Source organism: Clostridium sp. Marseille-QA1073 (assembly GCF_054863625.1).
The window spans coordinates 225,192-242,133 of sequence record NZ_JBSVQM010000005.1 but is presented as its reverse complement, the minus strand read 5'-3'; the positions used below and the strand labels follow the sequence as shown (position 1 = coordinate 242,133).

The 16,942-nt window shown below is 28.8% G+C and carries 13 protein-coding genes; 12 read left to right on the top strand and 1 reads right to left on the bottom strand.

Features of this window, described 5'->3' with window-relative positions; genetic code table 11:
- The first annotated feature begins 126 nt into the window (after positions 1–126).
- The 11 genes from rpoN to ligA all read left to right on the top strand — a co-directional run bounded on the left by rpoN (position 127) and on the right by ligA (position 14,398).
- Positions 127–1,485: an RNA polymerase factor sigma-54 gene (gene rpoN / locus ACY1IQ_RS06895; RefSeq protein ID WP_461613250.1), complete on the top strand. Its 1,359-nt coding sequence runs from the start codon at positions 127–129 to the stop codon at positions 1,483–1,485.
- 126 nt (positions 1,486–1,611) lie between these two features.
- Positions 1,612–2,658: a sugar-binding transcriptional regulator gene (locus ACY1IQ_RS06890; protein WP_461613249.1), complete on the top strand. Its 1,047-nt coding sequence runs from the start codon at positions 1,612–1,614 to the stop codon at positions 2,656–2,658.
- A gap of 50 nt (positions 2,659–2,708) precedes the next feature.
- A complete protein-coding gene (gene gap, locus ACY1IQ_RS06885; RefSeq protein WP_461613248.1) occupies positions 2,709–3,716 on the top strand; it encodes a type I glyceraldehyde-3-phosphate dehydrogenase in 1,008 nt (335 codons plus the stop codon).
- Between the two features lie 194 nt (positions 3,717–3,910).
- Positions 3,911–5,110, top strand: coding sequence for a phosphoglycerate kinase (locus ACY1IQ_RS06880; RefSeq protein ID WP_461613247.1), 1,200 nt, complete (start codon positions 3,911–3,913; stop codon positions 5,108–5,110).
- A gap of 26 nt (positions 5,111–5,136) precedes the next feature.
- Entirely contained in the window at positions 5,137–5,883 is a 747-nt protein-coding gene (tpiA, locus tag ACY1IQ_RS06875) for a triose-phosphate isomerase (protein ID WP_461613246.1), read from the top strand.
- Positions 5,884–5,903: 20 nt separating this feature from the next.
- Positions 5,904–7,433: a 2,3-bisphosphoglycerate-independent phosphoglycerate mutase gene (gene gpmI, locus ACY1IQ_RS06870; RefSeq protein ID WP_461613245.1), complete on the top strand. Its 1,530-nt coding sequence runs from the start codon at positions 5,904–5,906 to the stop codon at positions 7,431–7,433.
- A 54-nt stretch (positions 7,434–7,487) separates the two neighbouring features.
- On the top strand, positions 7,488–8,786 hold the full coding sequence (gene eno, locus ACY1IQ_RS06865; protein WP_461613244.1) for a phosphopyruvate hydratase: 1,299 nt from the start codon (positions 7,488–7,490) through the stop codon (positions 8,784–8,786).
- Positions 8,787–8,940: 154 nt separating this feature from the next.
- Entirely contained in the window at positions 8,941–9,171 is a 231-nt protein-coding gene (gene secG, locus ACY1IQ_RS06860) for a preprotein translocase subunit SecG (RefSeq protein WP_461613243.1), read from the top strand.
- 360 nt (positions 9,172–9,531) lie between these two features.
- Positions 9,532–9,840: a YerC/YecD family TrpR-related protein gene (locus tag ACY1IQ_RS06855; RefSeq protein ID WP_039634100.1), complete on the top strand. Its 309-nt coding sequence runs from the start codon at positions 9,532–9,534 to the stop codon at positions 9,838–9,840.
- 127 nt (positions 9,841–9,967) lie between these two features.
- Positions 9,968–12,223, top strand: a complete 2,256-nt coding sequence (pcrA, locus tag ACY1IQ_RS06850; protein ID WP_461613242.1) for a DNA helicase PcrA — start codon at positions 9,968–9,970, stop codon at positions 12,221–12,223.
- A 174-nt stretch (positions 12,224–12,397) separates the two neighbouring features.
- Positions 12,398–14,398: an NAD-dependent DNA ligase LigA gene (gene ligA, locus ACY1IQ_RS06845; RefSeq protein WP_461613241.1), complete on the top strand. Its 2,001-nt coding sequence runs from the start codon at positions 12,398–12,400 to the stop codon at positions 14,396–14,398.
- A 398-nt stretch (positions 14,399–14,796) separates the two neighbouring features.
- Here ligA and ACY1IQ_RS06840 read toward each other — a convergent pair whose 3' ends face one another.
- Positions 14,797–15,072 (bottom strand): hypothetical protein, encoded by a 276-nt coding sequence (locus tag ACY1IQ_RS06840; RefSeq protein WP_461613240.1) that lies wholly within the window; start codon positions 15,070–15,072, stop codon positions 14,797–14,799.
- A gap of 196 nt (positions 15,073–15,268) precedes the next feature.
- On the opposite strand from ACY1IQ_RS06840, the gene ACY1IQ_RS06835 reads away from it, so the two are divergent.
- Entirely contained in the window at positions 15,269–16,858 is a 1,590-nt protein-coding gene (locus ACY1IQ_RS06835; RefSeq protein WP_461613239.1) for a peptide ABC transporter substrate-binding protein, read from the top strand.
- Positions 16,859–16,942: the final 84 nt, after the last annotated feature.

Below are 16,942 nucleotides of genomic sequence, written 5' to 3'. Positions count from 1 at the left end.
CTTAATATGTAAACTATAGCTCAGTTTTGTAAGTGACATTACCATATGTAGATAGCAAAAAAAACTTTAATTGTGTTATAATTAAGTGAAGAGTCATAAAAGTTTTACGATTTTGGTGGTGATGAAGTGAGTTTAAATTTTGATTTAAAGCTTACAATGGAACAAAAATTAATTATGACTATGGAGATGCAACTATCAGTAAAGCTTCTACAAATGTCTTCATATGATTTATTGAAGCATATAAATAATGAATTAGAAGAAAATATAGTTTTAGAAGCAAAACCACAAGAGAATGATGAAGTAAGAAAAGAAGAAGTTGATTATTCCAAGTTGATCAAACATTTAGAAAACGATAACAAAACTTTTGAATATGGATATAAAGATGAAGAAGTTTCTCCTTTAAACTTTGTTTCTGCGAAAAAAAGCTTAAAAGATTTCTTGAAAGAACAGTTGATAGAAATAAATCTTAAAAGACCGATGATAGATTTATGTAACTATATGGTAGAGTGTATAGATAAAAGAGGATATTTAGATACTTCATTAGATCAGATAGCAAAGATAAAAAAACAATCATTAGAATATTGTGAAAAAGCCTTAGAGATAATCCAAGATTTAGAACCTGTAGGAATAGGGGCTAGAGATTTAAAAGAATGTCTAAAAATTCAATTAAAAAGAAAAAAACTAGGGAATTCATATATATATGAAATTGTGGATGAATACCTGGAGCTAGTTTCTAAAAATAAATATAATGATATAGCTAAAAAACTAAAAATAGATAGTAAAACTGTTCAAGATTATGTAGACATAATTAAAACTTTAGAACCTAAACCTGCAAGAGGATATTTTACAGGTGAAGAAATAAGCTATATAATTCCTGATGCTACTATAAGAAGAATAGAAGATGACTTTATAATTATTATGAATGACTCTATTCTTCCTAAGTTAAACGTAAACACTGTGTATAAAGAAATATTAAATAATAGTGAAGAAAAAGAAGTTGTAGATTATGTAAAAGAAAAGATGAATAAGGCAATGTTTTTAATTAAAAGTATAGATGAGAGAAGAAATACGCTATATAAAGTTATAGAAGAAATAATTTCATTACAAAAATCTTATTTTATGTATGGAGAAGATTATTTAAAACCTATGACTATCAAAAATGTAGCGGATAATATAAATTTTCATGAATCTACAATAAGCAGAGCTATAAAGGATAAGTATATTGCTCTTCATACTGGAAAAGTAATTAAAATAAAAGATCTATTTACAAATTCGTTAAATACTATGAATGATGATATTTCTACTAATAATATCAAGAAAAAAATTAAAGAAATAATTGATGGTGAAAATAAGAAAAAACCTTTTTCTGATTCAGCTATATGTAATATGTTGAATAATGAAGGGATAATGATTTCAAGGAGAACTATAGCAAAATATAGAGAGCAATTAGGTATTTTCAGTTCTTCTCAAAGAAAAAGGTTATAATTTCTATTATTGAAAAAATACGCTAAAATATTATAAAAGCTATTCACAAAAATAGCTTTTTATAGTATAATATAAGAGGGACAAAAAATGACCTACGGGCGTTAAACGTTCCAAAGGAGTACAATGATGCAAGAAATTTTAAAACTACAATTAAAGTTAGTACCAGAATTATTGGAAATTATGGAAGAACGATATAACATTCTAAAAAATATTTACTATAATCAACCTATTGGAAGAAGACTTTTAGCAACGAATGTTAATCTAAGTGAAAGAGTAGTAAGAAGTGAGATAAACTTCTTAAAGGAACAAAAACTTATAGATGTTAATAGCTTAGGAATGACTATTACTAAAGAAGGAGAAGAAATATTACAGGGATTGAAAAACTTTATTGGAGAATTAAGAGGATTTCAATCCATAGAGTGTTATATTAAAGAAATATTAAACTTAAGAGAAGTTATTATAGTTCCTGGAGATGTAGATGAAGATAAAGCTGTATTAAATGAATTAGGCAAAATTGCTTCTAATTATGTGAAAAATATTTTAAAGGATAACATAATAATTTCTTTAACAGGAGGAAATACTGTAAAGGAGATTGTAGATAATTTTCCGAAAATAAACAATTTTAATAATATAACAGTACTTCCTGCTAGAGGTGGTATAGGAAAAGATATAGAAATTCAATCAAATACACTAGCTGGTAGATTAGCATCAAAATTAAATGCCAACTATGAGATATTACATATTCCCGATAATATCAGTGAGGATACCTTTGAGGCATTAATAAATGAGAAGGGAATAAGAGAAATATTTAATAAGATAGAAAATTCTTATATAGTTATTCATGGCGTAGGCGATGCTAATGAAATGTCTCAAAAAAGAGATTTAAGTAAAGAGGTTATTGAAAACATAAAAAAACTTGATGCAGTAGGAGAAGCTTATGGACATTATTTTAATTATAGTGGAGAGATTGTCTATTCAATGCCTACTATAGGTATAAAAATTGATAAGATTTCTTCTATGGAGAATATGATTGCTGTAGCAGCAGGTAAATATAAAGCTAAAGCAATTATATCGGCTGTAAGAGGTAGAAGTAATGAAGTTTTAATTACTGATGAAGCTACTGCTAAAGAAATTTATAACACATTATTAATAGATGGTATTAAACTTTATTAAGTTAAACAGACACTTAAAATATATAATTATTTTTTAGGAGGAGAACTTAAATGATAAAAGTTGGAATTAATGGATTTGGAAGAATAGGAAGAAATGTTTTTAAAGTATTAATTAAGAAATATGGAAGTGAATTAGAAGTTGTAGCTATTAACGATTTAACTAATCCAAAGACACTAGCTCACTTATTAAAGTATGATGCATTGTATGGTAAATTTGATGGAACAGTAGAAGCTAAAGAAAATTCTATAGTAGTTAATGGAAAAGAAATAAGAATATTTGCAGAAAGAGAACCTAAAAATATTCCTTGGGGTATTTCAGGAGTGGATATTGTTATAGAGTCAACAGGATTATTCACTGATGCAACTAAAGCTAAAGCACATATAGAAGCAGGAGCTAAAAAAGTATTAATTTCTGCACCAGCTAAAAATGAAGATATAACAGTAGTTTTAGGTGTTAATGAAGAAGAATATGATAGTTCAAAACATAGTATAATATCAAACGCTTCTTGTACAACTAACTGTTTAGCACCATTTGCTAAAGTATTAGATAAAGAATTTGGAATAGTAAAAGGTCTTATGACTACTGTTCACTCTTATACAAATGACCAAAAAATATTAGATGCACCTCATAGTGATTTAAGAAGAGCAAGAGCAGCAGCAGAATCTATGATTCCAACTACTACAGGAGCTGCTAAAGCAGTATCATTAGTTTTACCTCAATTAAAAGGAAAATTAAATGGTATGGCTGTAAGAGTACCAACACCAACAGTTTCAATGACAGATTTAGTTTGTGAATTGGAAAAAACAGCTACAGCAGAAGAAATAAATGCAGCATTTAAAAATGCCGCAGAAGGCGAATTAAAAGGAGTATTAGAATATAGTGAGGAACCATTAGTATCCATTGATTATAGAGGAAATGAACATTCATCAATAGTTGACGGATTATCAACAATGGTAATTGAAGGCAATTTGGTTAAAGTTGTTTCTTGGTACGATAATGAATGGGGATACTCAAATAGATTAGCTGACTTAACAAAATATGTTGCTGACAGACTATAATCTTAAATTTGATTATAGTTTAAGTAAAAATAAAAATCTAGTTCTGTAACATATACGGAACTAGATTTTTTGTTATAAGACATCTTCAAAAAATTTATAAAGAATTAAATATGTTGTTTTAGTTAATTGCAATAAAATCCAAATTATTGTAGAATTTTAAGAGAAGTATCTAGGAGAATGAAAGGGGATTAACAATGGTATTCAACAAAAAAACTATAGAAGATGTAATTGTTAAAGGAAAAAAAGTATTAGTTAGATGTGATTTTAATGTTCCAATTGTAGATGGATTAATAACAGATGAAAATAGACTATTAGGTGCTCTTCCTACAATAAAATATTTAATTGATAATGGTGGAAAAGTAATTTTATGCTCACATCTTGGAAAACCAAAAGGAGAGCCTAAAAAAGAATTATCTTTAGAACCAATAGCAAAGAGATTATCAGAGCTTTTAAGTATAGAAGTTAAATTTGCAGATGATAATAATGTAGTTGGTGAAAACGCTATAAGACTAGTAAAGGAAATGAATGAAGGTGAAGTGGTATTACTTCAAAATACTAGATTCAGAAGTGAAGAAACTAAGAACGAAGATACATTTTCTAAAGAACTAGCGTCACTTTGCGATATTTTTGTTAATGATGCATTTGGTACTGCACATAGAGCTCATTCATCTACAGTAGGTGTTGCTAAATTTGTAGATGTGGCTGTTTGTGGTTACTTAATACAAAAAGAACTTAAATTTTTAGGCGAAGCAGTTGAAAATCCAGTTAGACCTTTCACAGCAATCTTAGGAGGAGCTAAGGTATCTGACAAAATAAACGTTATAAATAATTTATTAGAGAAGGTTGATACCTTAATAATTGGTGGAGGAATGGCTTATACATTTTTAAAAGCAAATGGACACCAAGTAGGGAATTCATTAGTAGAAGAGGATAAAGTGGAATATGCACTTGATATGATGAAAAAAGCTGAGGAAAAGAGAATTAAACTTTTAATTCCTCTAGATCATGTAGTAGCTGATAAATTTTCAAAAGATGCTAAACCTATAATAACAGAAAATGAAAATATTAATGATGGATATATGGGATTAGATATTGGACCGAAGACAAGAGAGCTTTATAAAAGTTCAATAGCTGTATCTAAGACTATAATCTGGAATGGACCTATGGGTGTATTTGAGTTTAGTAACTTTGAGGAAGGTACTAAAGCTGTTGGAGAGGCAATGGCAAATAATAGTGAAGCTACTACTATAATAGGCGGAGGAGATAGTGCAGCAGCGGTAAATATATTCGGATTTGGAGATAAAATGACTCATATATCTACTGGTGGTGGTGCATCACTTGAATTTTTAGAAGGAATAGAGCTTCCAGGAATAGTTGCTCTAAATGATAAATAAAAAAACTTAACTTTGGAGGGATAGTTATGAGAAAAGCAATAATTGCAGGTAACTGGAAAATGCATAAAACTATAAGTGAAGCTACAGCTTTAGTAGAAGAATTAAAACCATTAGTTAAGGGAGCAACTTGTGATGTAGTTGTGTGTCCAACTTCTATATGTTTACCAGCAGTAGTAGAAGCAGTTAAGGGAACTAATATAAAAGTAGGGGCACAGAATATGCATTTTGAAGAAAATGGTGCTTTTACAGGAGAAATTTCACCAATAATGCTTAAGGATTTAGGTGTTGAATATGTAATTATAGGCCATAGTGAAAGAAGACAGTATTTTAATGAAACTGATGAAACTGTTAATAAGAAGCTAAAATCTGCTTTTACTCATGGACTGGTTCCAATATTATGCATTGGTGAATCGTTAGAAGAAAGAGAAGCGAATATCACAGAGGAGATATTGGCTAAACAAGTTAAATTAGATTTAAATGGAATTACATCAGAAAATGCTAAGGAAATGATTATAGCTTATGAACCAATTTGGGCTATAGGAACTGGAAAGACAGCTACAGCAGATGATGCTAATGAAACAATTGGTTTTATAAGGAAAGTAATAGAGAAATTATATGGCAGAGAAGTAAGTGAAGCTGTAAGAATTCAATATGGTGGTTCTGTAAAACCTTCTACTATTAAAGAACAAATGGAAAAAGAACATATAGATGGAGGTTTAATTGGAGGTGCTAGTTTAAAAGCACAGGATTTTAGTGCCATTGTAAATTATTAATTTAAAAGGTGGGATAAATAATGGCTAAGAAACCAGTGATGCTAATGATTTTAGATGGATTTGGCTTAGGTGATAATTTAGATGGCAATGCAATAAGAAATTCATATAAGCCCAATTTTGATAAGTTAGTTAATGAATATCCACATACTACATTAAAAGCTAGTGGTATAAGTGTAGGTCTTCCAGAAGGTCAAATGGGAAATTCAGAGGTTGGGCATTTAAACATTGGTGCTGGAAGAATAATTTATCAAGAACTAACAAGAATAAGTAAGGATATAGATGAAGGTTCATTCTTTAAGAATGATGCCTTTAATAAGGCAATAGATAATGCTAAAGTGAATAATTCTTCTATGCATTTAATGGGGCTTTTATCAGATGGAGGAGTACATTCCCATATAGACCATCTTAAAGCATTAATTACATTATGCAAAGATAAAGGACTTAAAAAAGTATATATACATTGTTTTCTAGATGGAAGAGATGTATTACCTTCTTCAGCAAAGACTTTTATAGAAGAATTAGAAGCTCATATGAAAGCTGAGAATACAGGAAAGATTGCAACTATATCTGGAAGATATTATGCTATGGATAGAGATAATAGATGGGAAAGGATACAACTTGCCTATAATGCTTTAGTTAAGGGTGAAGGTATTAAAGCAAATAATCCTATAGAAGCTATTGAGATGGCTTATCATGATAATAAAACTGATGAATTTGTTATTCCTACAGTGTTATTAGAAGATGGAAGTCCTGTAGCTAAGATCTCTAATAAAGATTCAGTAATATTTTTTAATTTTAGACCAGATAGAGCAAGAGAGATAACTAGAGCCATAAATGATAAAGTATTTACTCACTTTGAAAGAGAATCTTTAGATTTAACTTATGTAACTATGACTCAGTACGACAAAACTTTAGAAAATGTAATAGTAGCTTATGCTCCTGAGAGCTATAATAATACTCTTGGACAATATGTAAGTTCTAAGGGGTTAAAACAACTTAGAATAGCAGAAACAGAAAAATATGCTCATGTTACATTTTTCTTTAATGGAGGAGTAGAAGCTCCAAATCCTAATGAAGATAGAGTATTGATCCCTTCACCTAAAGTTGCTACTTATGATTTAAAACCTGAAATGAGTGCTTATGAAGTAACAGAAGAAGTTTTAAATAGATTAAATACCAATGAGTATGATATGATAATACTAAATTATGCTAATCCGGATATGGTAGGTCATAGTGGTGTTATAGAAGCGGCAATTAAAGCCATAGAAGCAGTAGACATTTGTTTAGGTAAGGTAGCAAATAAGATATTAGAAATGGATGGAACATTATTTATAACTGCTGACCATGGAAATGCAGAGCAAATGATAGATTTCTCAACAGGAAAACCAATGACTGCACATACAACCAATGAAGTGCCGTTTATTTATGTTTCTAAAGAAGCTAAAGAATTGAGAGAAGGTGGAATATTAGCAGATATTGCACCAACTATGTTAAAAGTTATGAATTTAGAGATTCCAAGCGAAATTACTGGAAAATCATTAATCAAATAGTAAATATCTTAATATATATTTCTAAATATTTACCTTATGAGGAGGAGAACTTATATGAAACAACACGTTGAAATTATTGACGTATACGCAAGACAAATATTAGACTCAAGAGCATTCCCAACTGTAGAGGTTGAAGTAACTCTAGAGGATGGAACAGTAGGAAGAGCTGCAGTACCATCTGGAGCTTCAACAGGAATATATGAAGCTGTTGAATTAAGAGATGGAGATAAGTCAATATACAATGGAAAAGGTGTTCTAAAAGCTGTTGATAATGTAAATGAGATAATAGCTGAAGAATTAATAGGAATGAATGTATTTGATCAAGTTGCAATAGATAAAGCTATGATTGAAATTGATGGAACAGAAAATAAAGGTAAATTAGGAGCTAATGCAATGCTTGGAGTGTCTTTAGCATGTGCAAGAGCTGCTGCTGAATATTTAGGACTTGGGATTTATCAATATATTGGCGGAGTAAATGCAAAGGTTTTACCAGTACCAATGATGAATATACTAAATGGTGGAAGTCATGCTGACAATAATGTAGACTTACAAGAGTTTATGATAATGCCTGCAGGAGCTAAGTCTTTTAGTGAAGCACTAAGAATGTGTTCAGAAGTTTATCATGAATTAAAATCTATATTAAAATCTAAAGGATTATCAACTGGTGTTGGTGATGAAGGTGGATTTGCACCAAACTTAGCTTCAAATGAGGATGCTATAAAAGTTATCATGGAAGCTATAGAAAAAGTTGGATACAAAGCTGGTGAGGAGATATTTATAGCACTTGACCCTGCTTCATCTGAGTTCTATGAAGATGGAAAATATAATTTAGCAGGAGAAGGTAGAGTTCTAACTCCAGAAGAAATGGCTAATTACTATGTTGAACTTTGTGAAAAATATCCTATAATTTCAATCGAAGATGGTATGGCAGAAGAAGATTGGGAAGGATGGAAGTATCTAACTGAAAAGCTTGGTAAAAAAGTTCAATTAGTAGGAGACGATTTATTTGTTACAAATACTAAGAGATTAGAGATGGGAATTGAAAAAGAAGTTGCTAACTCAATTCTTATAAAATTAAACCAAATAGGCACATTAACTGAAACAATAAATGCTATGGAAATGGCTTCTAGAGCTGGATACACTGCTGTTGTTTCTCATAGAAGTGGAGAGACTGAAGATACAACAATAGCTGATTTAGTTGTAGCAATGAATGCAGGACAAATTAAAACTGGTGCTCCAGCTAGAAGTGAAAGAGTTGCTAAGTATAATCAATTATTAAGAATTGAAGAAGAACTAGGTGACATGGCTGAATATAGAGGAATAAAAGCATTCTATAATATCAAAAGAAAATAATCTATTGTAGCACAGGAGGTTTAAGTCTCCTGTGCTAACTTTTATGGAATTTTATAGTTAAATTTTTATATACAATAATGACTTTACATTGTAAATTATGAATTAATATGTTAAAATAGGTACATTAATGGTTAGGTACAGGAGGGGTGTACAAGTGAAAAATACACTTTTAGCAATTCAAATAATTTCTGCAATTGTAGTAATAGTGTCTATATTATTACAACCAAGTAAAGGAAATGGAATACAAGGATTAGTATCAGGGTCTTCAGATACATTTTATTCTAAAAATAAAACTAAAACTAAGGAATCTTTTCTAATGAAACTTACTATAGTTTCCTCAGTAATATTTGTTATTTCTATAACATTAATAAATATGAATTTATAAAAGCTAAAGTAGCGCAGGCTGCTTTAGCTTTTTTTAAACTGTTATAACTTTTTAAATAGATAATTTAGAATATCTTATAAAATTTTTAACTTTTATAAGATATTCTTAAATAAGATTATATTCAATTTACTTGCTAATTAGCTAGAGTATTTGCTTTCTTTTGTTATAAATATTCCTTAAAAATTCTAATAATTGCAATGAAAATAAAATATAATTTAACTTATTTGTAAAAATAATAATTAATTAACATTTATAAACTAAAATGTATTTTCTTTTATGAATTCGTATTTACATGTTAAATCATTAAAGTATATAATTAAGGCATGGTAAAGAATAGGTTTGTAACAAGGGGGAGAACTCATGGGGGAGTATAAATCAAAGCTAGAAAGCAAGGAAATGGACTTCTTATTTGAGGGAATAGCAAGTTTAAAAACTAAGGAGGAGTTTTATAGATTTTTTGAAGACATATGTACGGTTTATGAGATAAAAGCAATTGAGCAAAGATTACAGGTTGCAAGAATGCTTATGGAAAAGAGAACATATCTTGATATTGCTAGTAGTACTGGAGCAAGTACTGCAACTATTAGTAGAGTAAATAGAGCTTTAAATTATGGCAGTGATGGATATAAAATTATTTTTGAAAGAGTAAAGTGGATAGAGGATAAATAGTTAGTTATAGAGTAAGAAATCGTGGCATTAAGTCACGATTTTGTTTTTTAGGTTTATTAGAAATGTATCTGTGTTATAATAATAAGATAGTATGTTCGTAACCTATATTTAGTTTAGGAGTGATTTAATGGACTTAAAACAATTATTAAACAAAGAACAATATGAAGCAGCAGTATGTGTTGATGGACCATTACTAATATTAGCAGGTGCAGGTTCAGGAAAAACTAGAGTTTTAACTTATAGAATAGCCCATATGATAGAAGATTTACATATATATCCTTCTCAAATCCTTGCTATAACTTTTACTAATAAGGCAGCAGGAGAAATGAAGGAAAGAGTTATGGCTTTAGTAGGAGAAAAAGCAGAAAACATGTGGATTTCTACTTTCCACTCTAGTTGCGTAAGGATACTTAGAAGAGAAATTGATAAATTAGGCTATAATAAAAATTTTACTATATATGATAGCTATGATGCTAAAACTTTAGTTAAACAATGTATGAAAGAACTAAGTATAAATGAAAAAGATATAACTGATGGAGAAATTTTAAGTAAGATTTCTTCAGCTAAAAATGATTTAGTTTCAGCAGAAAAATTTAAAAAAGAAAATGAAAGTGATTTTAGAAAGAATAAAATAGCAGATGTTTATCTTTTATATCAAAAGAAACTTAAGGCTAGTAACTCATTAGATTTTGATGACTTAATATTTAAGACTGTAGAAATTTTAAGAAACTATCCAGATGTAAAAGAATTTTATCAAAAGAAGTTTAAATATATAATGGTTGACGAATATCAAGATACCAATAGAGCACAATATGAGCTTGTGAAGCTTTTAGTAAATGAAATGGAAAATATCTGTGTTGTTGGAGATGATGATCAATGTATTTACCAATGGAGAGGTGCAGATATTAGAAATATTTTAGACTTTGAAAAGGACTATCCTAATACAAAGATTATTAAGTTAGAACAAAACTATCGCTCTAAAGGCAATATTTTAAATGCAGCTAATATGGTCATTAAAAATAATGCTCAAAGAAAAGAAAAAGTATTAAGAACAGAGAGTGAATTAGGAGAAAAGCTTAAAGTGTATAGAGCTTTTAGCGACATAGATGAAGGAAATTTCGTTGCTAGTGAAATTAAAAGAATTATGAAAGAGCAAAATAAGGGATTTAAAGATTTTGCTATACTTTATAGAATGAACTCTCAATCCCGTATTTTAGAGGAAGCCTTTAGAAAACAAGATATTCCATATAAAATTGTAGGAGGATTAAAGTTCTACGATAGAAAAGAAATTAAAGATATAATGGCATATTTAAAACTTATAAATAATCCATTGGATGACATAAGCTTAAGAAGAATTATAAATGAACCTAAAAGAAGTATAGGGGATACCACTGTAGGTAAAATTCAAGAGGTAGCAAATGAGCAGGAAGACTGCCTTTATAATACTCTTCTAGATGCAGATATGATACCTAATTTAACTGCAAGAGCAGTGACATCTATAAATAAATTTACAAGTCTTATTAATAGCTTTATAGCAAGAGTGGATGACATACCTATTTCAGAGCTTATTATGGCAATTTTAGATGAAAGTGGTTATATGGCTATGCTTAAAAATTCTAATACTACAGAGGATGAAAGCAGGATTGAAAACTTAAAAGAATTAGTATCCGATGCAGTAGAATTTGAGAAAACCAGTGATGATAAGTCATTATCAGCATTTTTAGAAAAAGTTACTCTTGTTTCAGACATAGATAATTTAGAAGAAAAAGAAGAAACTGCTGTAATGATGACTGTGCATAGTGCAAAAGGACTTGAATTCCCTGTTGTATTTTTAGTTGGTATGGAAAATGGAATTTTCCCAGGTATGAGTTCGCTAAATAGTTTTCATGAAATGGAAGAGTCAAGAAGACTTTGTTATGTTGCTATAACTCGTGCTAAAGAGAATTTATATATATCCTCTGCAGAAACTCGTATGGTTTTTGGAAGAACAGTAAATTATCCTGTATCAGATTTTGTATCTGAGATCCCTCAAAGTCTTAAAGAGGTAGTAGGTGGAGAAAAAGCAAGAGGAGTAAATACATTTAAAAGTAAAGCTAGGAGTTCTTCAGCAGTAAATCCACACTCTTTAAGGGGAATGGAAATGCAGAGAATTACCAATTCTATAACAAAATCAGCAACTTTTATTATAAATGGAGAAGAAGATAGTAAAAGTATAGATACAACTGAAGCTACTCCAGGAAGAAAAGTTAAGCACACTAAATTTGGTGTGGGAACAATAATTTCTGTTTCAGGAACCGGAGAAGATATGCTCTTAACTATTGCTTTTGACCAGATGGGAATTAAAAAGTTAATGCTGACTAAATCACCAATGGAATTTCTTTAAGGTCTCTGAAATAAAATAACTAGTCAAAGGTGGAAGGAATATTTTCTTTTATAGAGGTTGATAAAATTCATTAATAGTGATTTTATCATTAGATTTTGTGGAGAAAATATAATCTAATTAGCAACCATATTGACTAGTTATTTTTAAGATGACTAACATTCGAAAGGAAGTTTTATGATGAATAATAGAGATAGAATGATTTCATTAATTGAAGAGCTTAATAAGCATGCATATGAATATTATGTTTTAGATAAACCTTCAATTTCAGATAAAGAGTATGATAAATTATATGATGAATTAGTTGCTTTAGAAAAGGAATTAGGAGAAATACTACCTCATTCTCCAACTCAAAGAGTTGGAGATGTAGTACTGCCTGAATTTAAAAAGTATATTCATAAAGGGAGATTATGGAGCTTAGACAAAGCTCAAAGTTTGCAGGGAATTATAGATTTTCATAATAGAAACTTAAAGGCAATAAGGGAATATAACAATAATCATGAAGATAAATTACCTAATCCTAGCTATATAGTAACTAAAAAATTTGATGGACTTTCTATAAACTTAACCTATAATGAGGATGGCGTATTGATAACTGCTGCTTCTAGAGGTACTGGAGAAATAGGAGAGGATATTACTGCACAAGTTAAAACTATAAAATCTATACCACTTAAGATTAATAATAATAGTGTAATTGAAGTACGTGGAGAGGCTATAATGACAAAGGAAGCCTTTGAAAGTTATAATGCTACCGCAGAAGTGCCACTTAAAAATCTAAGAAATGGTGCTGCAGGAGCTTTAAGAAATTTAAATGTAAGAGAAACAGCAAAGAGAAATTTATCTGCTTTCTTTTATGATATACCATATAATGAAGGAAATCCGTTTAAAACCTATGAAGAAATGATAAATTTCATTATAGAAAAAGGACTACCTGTAGACTCTTATTTTAAGGTTTGTACTACTATTGAGGAGTTAGAAAATGAGATATCTTATATAGAGAGCATACGTAGTGAGTTAAATTATGATATAGATGGAGCAGTTATTGCCATAAATGATATGAAGACTCGTGAACTTTTAGGATACACAGTAAAGTTTCCTAAATGGGCAATTGCTTATAAATTTGAAGCGGAAGAGGCAACTTCTAAAGTATTATCTATAGAGTGGAATGTTGGAAGAAGTGGAAGGGTTACACCTACGGCCATATTAGAACCCATAGAATTAGGTGGAGTTACAGTAAAGAGGGCTACTCTTAATAATATGGATGATATTAATAGAAAAGGCGTTAAGCTAGGCTGTGATGTTTTTGTTCGTCGTTCAAATGATGTTATTCCTGAAATTATGGGTGTAGTAGAAAGTACTTTAGAAAATTCTTCAGAGATAGAACCACCTAAAGTTTGCCCAAGCTGCGGAACTGAATTAATTCAAAATGGAGTTCACTATTTTTGTGAAAATACATTATCTTGTAAACCACAAATGGTAAAAAGTATAGTACATTATGCTAGTAGAGAAGCAATGAATATAGAAGGGTTTAGCGAAAAAACTGCAGAGGCATTATTTGAGAAACTAAATATAAAATCTATTCCAGATTTATATAGAATTAAAAAAGAAGAACTTTTGAACTTAGAAAAATTTGGAGAAAAAAAATCTCAGAATTTAATTAATGCATTAGAAAAAAGTAAGAATTGTGAATTAGCTTCATTTATATATGCTTTAGGTATTCCAAATGTAGGGAAAAAAACTGCAAAAGATCTGGCTAATGAGTATAAAACAATGGAAAATTTAATGAACTCTTCTTTTGAATCTTTAATTAGTATTCCGGAAATTGGAGAAATTGTAGCTAAAAGCATTATAGATTTCTTTAAATTAGAGCAAGTTGTAGAAAATATTCAACAATTATTCCAATTAGGGGTAAAACCTTATTTTGAGGAGCTAGAGATAAAAGAAAATCCTTTTGCAGGAAAAACTATGGTAGTTACAGGAACTTTGGAAAATTATTCGAGAAATGAAATTAAAGAAAAATTAGAAGCTTTAGGAGTAAAAATATCTAGTAGCGTAAGCAAAAAAACTGATTACGTTTTAGTAGGTAAAGAACCAGGTTCTAAATATGCTAAGGCATTAGAATTAGAAATTAAAGTATTAAATGAAGAAGAATTTGAAAAAATGATAGATGGATTATAGCATATAAGTTTAGTTAAAACTTTATTATGAACTTTTATGTTTTAATTTAATAAAAATTCATATGTAATGAAAAAATAAAGATAAATAAAGCGTTAATCAAAGGATTAACGCTTTGTCTATTTTCTATAGGAAATTATAAAAAGTTAAATCTGTGGATAACTTTAAACAATGCACAATGCACAGTTTACAATTAAGGTAGAAATTATTTTTTAGGAAAAATAATTTCTTTGAATGAATTTTTTCACTAGCAATGTGATTGCTAGTTATATGGCGAACACTGTTCGCCGCTACAGGATCAATTAAAAATTTCTCAGCAATCGCTGAGAAATATCCACAATTGTGAATTGAACATTGTGGACTGTGAATTAGAAGAAGGAGTTCAACGAACTCTTTTTTTATTATATGCTCTCTTTAGATATATTCTCACATAAATCTTTTTTCTCTGAGATTTCATCTTCTGAAGTTTCATCCTCTTGGTTATAATTAACAACCACATTATTATTTTCAATAGCTTTTGTTAATCTATAAATATTATGAGAAAGTTTTTCTAAAAGATAATTTCTATATCTTGTTTGATGGAAAAATTGATTGAAAATTACAAAGCTCCATATACCCAAAAGTACAAAAGTGAAAAGAGCAATTATTCCCAAAATTTTAAGTAATAACGTTAACATTATCTTACCTCCAGTAAACTAACCATTTATATAAACATGATTTTATACAGACCATAATTTTTATTATTTAGTATTATATCATATATTTTCCCTATTTAGTATTTTTATGTTATAAATTTTTTATTATGAATTGAATTAATATATATAATTTGTAAATAATTAATAAATGAAATATGGTATTGAGGAATGAGAGTTAATGAAAAAAGTAATATTTGCAATATTTTTAGTTATAATCTGTATATTTTCTATTTCCATTGAGGATGCAGATAATATGTTTGTAAAAAATACAGAAAAAGATTATATAGTTTATAATATGGAGAAAAGACCTAACAATTTAATTATGACATCTTCTACAAATGTAAGAGAAAAAGATTTGTTATTAGCATTATTTCAAGGGTTGGTTAAAAAAGATATTAATGGCAATGTAGAACCAGCTTTAGCAGAAAGCTATGAAATAAGTGAAGATAAAATAGAGTACAATTTTAAAATAAGAAATGATGCTAAGTATAGTAATGGAAAACCTATAACTGCTGAGGAATTTGTAAAATTTTTTGAAGAATTTCTTCAGGATGAAACTAATGTCTATAGTAAAAATTTTGATATAGTTTTCGGTGTTAAAGATTTTAGAGAAGGGAAAATACCTTTCTCTAAAGTAGCTATAACCTCTAAAAGTGATAATATACTGTCTATTAGATTAAATAAACCTTCTAATGACTTACTAAGTATTTTAGCTAGTCCTGTCATGGGACTTAGAAGTTATGATAGTTTAAAAAATGATTATAAAAATAACTATAAGAATATCTTATATAGTGGTGCTTTTATTATTGAAAATATAAAGGATAATGGAGACGTTATTATAAGTAAAAATGTTAATTATTATGATAATAAAAAAATTACTAATGAAAAAATATTATTCACATTTATAGAAGATAGTGAAAAAGCGTTGGCTTATTTTGAAGTAGAAGAAAATAAAAACAATATAGATATATTAATGAATCCTCCTATTAATGAATATTTAAGATTGACAGATGAAAATAAATTAGAAGGATTTCCAGGGCATACAAGTATTTATCTTAACTTTAATTTAAAAGAAAAAAGAATATCAAAGGATATAAACTTTAGAAATGCTATAAATAGTTCTATATCAAAAGACTATATTGCACAACAAATGTCAAAGGATTTTGCAGTAGCAGCTTCAGCTTATACTATAAATAAAGAGCAAATTTTTAATACTTATGGGAACAAATCCTTAGGAGAAAAATTTTTATCTGCAAGCAATTATTCTAAGGAAAATATTTTAACATTATTTTATGAAAACAATTCTCTTGAGAAAAGAATTGCGGAGGATTTAGTAAAAGATATTAAAGAAGACTTGTCAATAAATATAGAAATAATACCTTATGAAAAATCAGAGAGAGAAAAAGTGATAAAAGAAGATAAATACGATATGATATTACAAGTTCATTCTTTTAAAGACAGTGATGAATTATCTTATTTTGAACTATGGAGTAGCTTTTCGGAAGAAAATAATTACGGATTTTCTAACAATGAATATGATATGATGTTAAACAAAGCAAAAAATGAACTAAATTTAGAAGAAAGAAAAAAACTATATTTAAGTTGTGAAAAGATTTTAAGGCAGCATTTACCGTCTATACCTATATACAATTTGAATACAGTGATTTGCAGAAAACCATATATTCGAGGAATACATATGACAAGAGACGGTAATATAATATTTGATAATATTATATTAGATGATAAGGCGGCTGAACAAAATAAGTAGTTAAAAATTTAATGTATATTCTTAAAACAAAAGGGGAAAATTGTAAAAATAGTATCATCTATAAATACTAGTGATAAGTATGAT

Coding starts and splice junctions, on each gene's coding strand:
- tpiA (WP_461613246.1), top strand. CDS start 5,137: ATGAGAAAAGCAATAATTGCAGGTAACTGGAAAATGCATAAAACTATA.
- ACY1IQ_RS06840 (WP_461613240.1), bottom strand. CDS start 15,072: ATGTTAACGTTATTACTTAAAATTTTGGGAATAATTGCTCTTTTCACT.
- ACY1IQ_RS06880 (WP_461613247.1), top strand. CDS start 3,911: ATGGTATTCAACAAAAAAACTATAGAAGATGTAATTGTTAAAGGAAAA.
- ACY1IQ_RS06855 (WP_039634100.1), top strand. CDS start 9,532: ATGGGGGAGTATAAATCAAAGCTAGAAAGCAAGGAAATGGACTTCTTA.
- eno (WP_461613244.1), top strand. CDS start 7,488: ATGAAACAACACGTTGAAATTATTGACGTATACGCAAGACAAATATTA.
- ligA (WP_461613241.1), top strand. CDS start 12,398: ATGATGAATAATAGAGATAGAATGATTTCATTAATTGAAGAGCTTAAT.
- ACY1IQ_RS06835 (WP_461613239.1), top strand. CDS start 15,269: ATGAAAAAAGTAATATTTGCAATATTTTTAGTTATAATCTGTATATTT.
- gap (WP_461613248.1), top strand. CDS start 2,709: ATGATAAAAGTTGGAATTAATGGATTTGGAAGAATAGGAAGAAATGTT.
- ACY1IQ_RS06890 (WP_461613249.1), top strand. CDS start 1,612: ATGCAAGAAATTTTAAAACTACAATTAAAGTTAGTACCAGAATTATTG.
- gpmI (WP_461613245.1), top strand. CDS start 5,904: ATGGCTAAGAAACCAGTGATGCTAATGATTTTAGATGGATTTGGCTTA.
- pcrA (WP_461613242.1), top strand. CDS start 9,968: ATGGACTTAAAACAATTATTAAACAAAGAACAATATGAAGCAGCAGTA.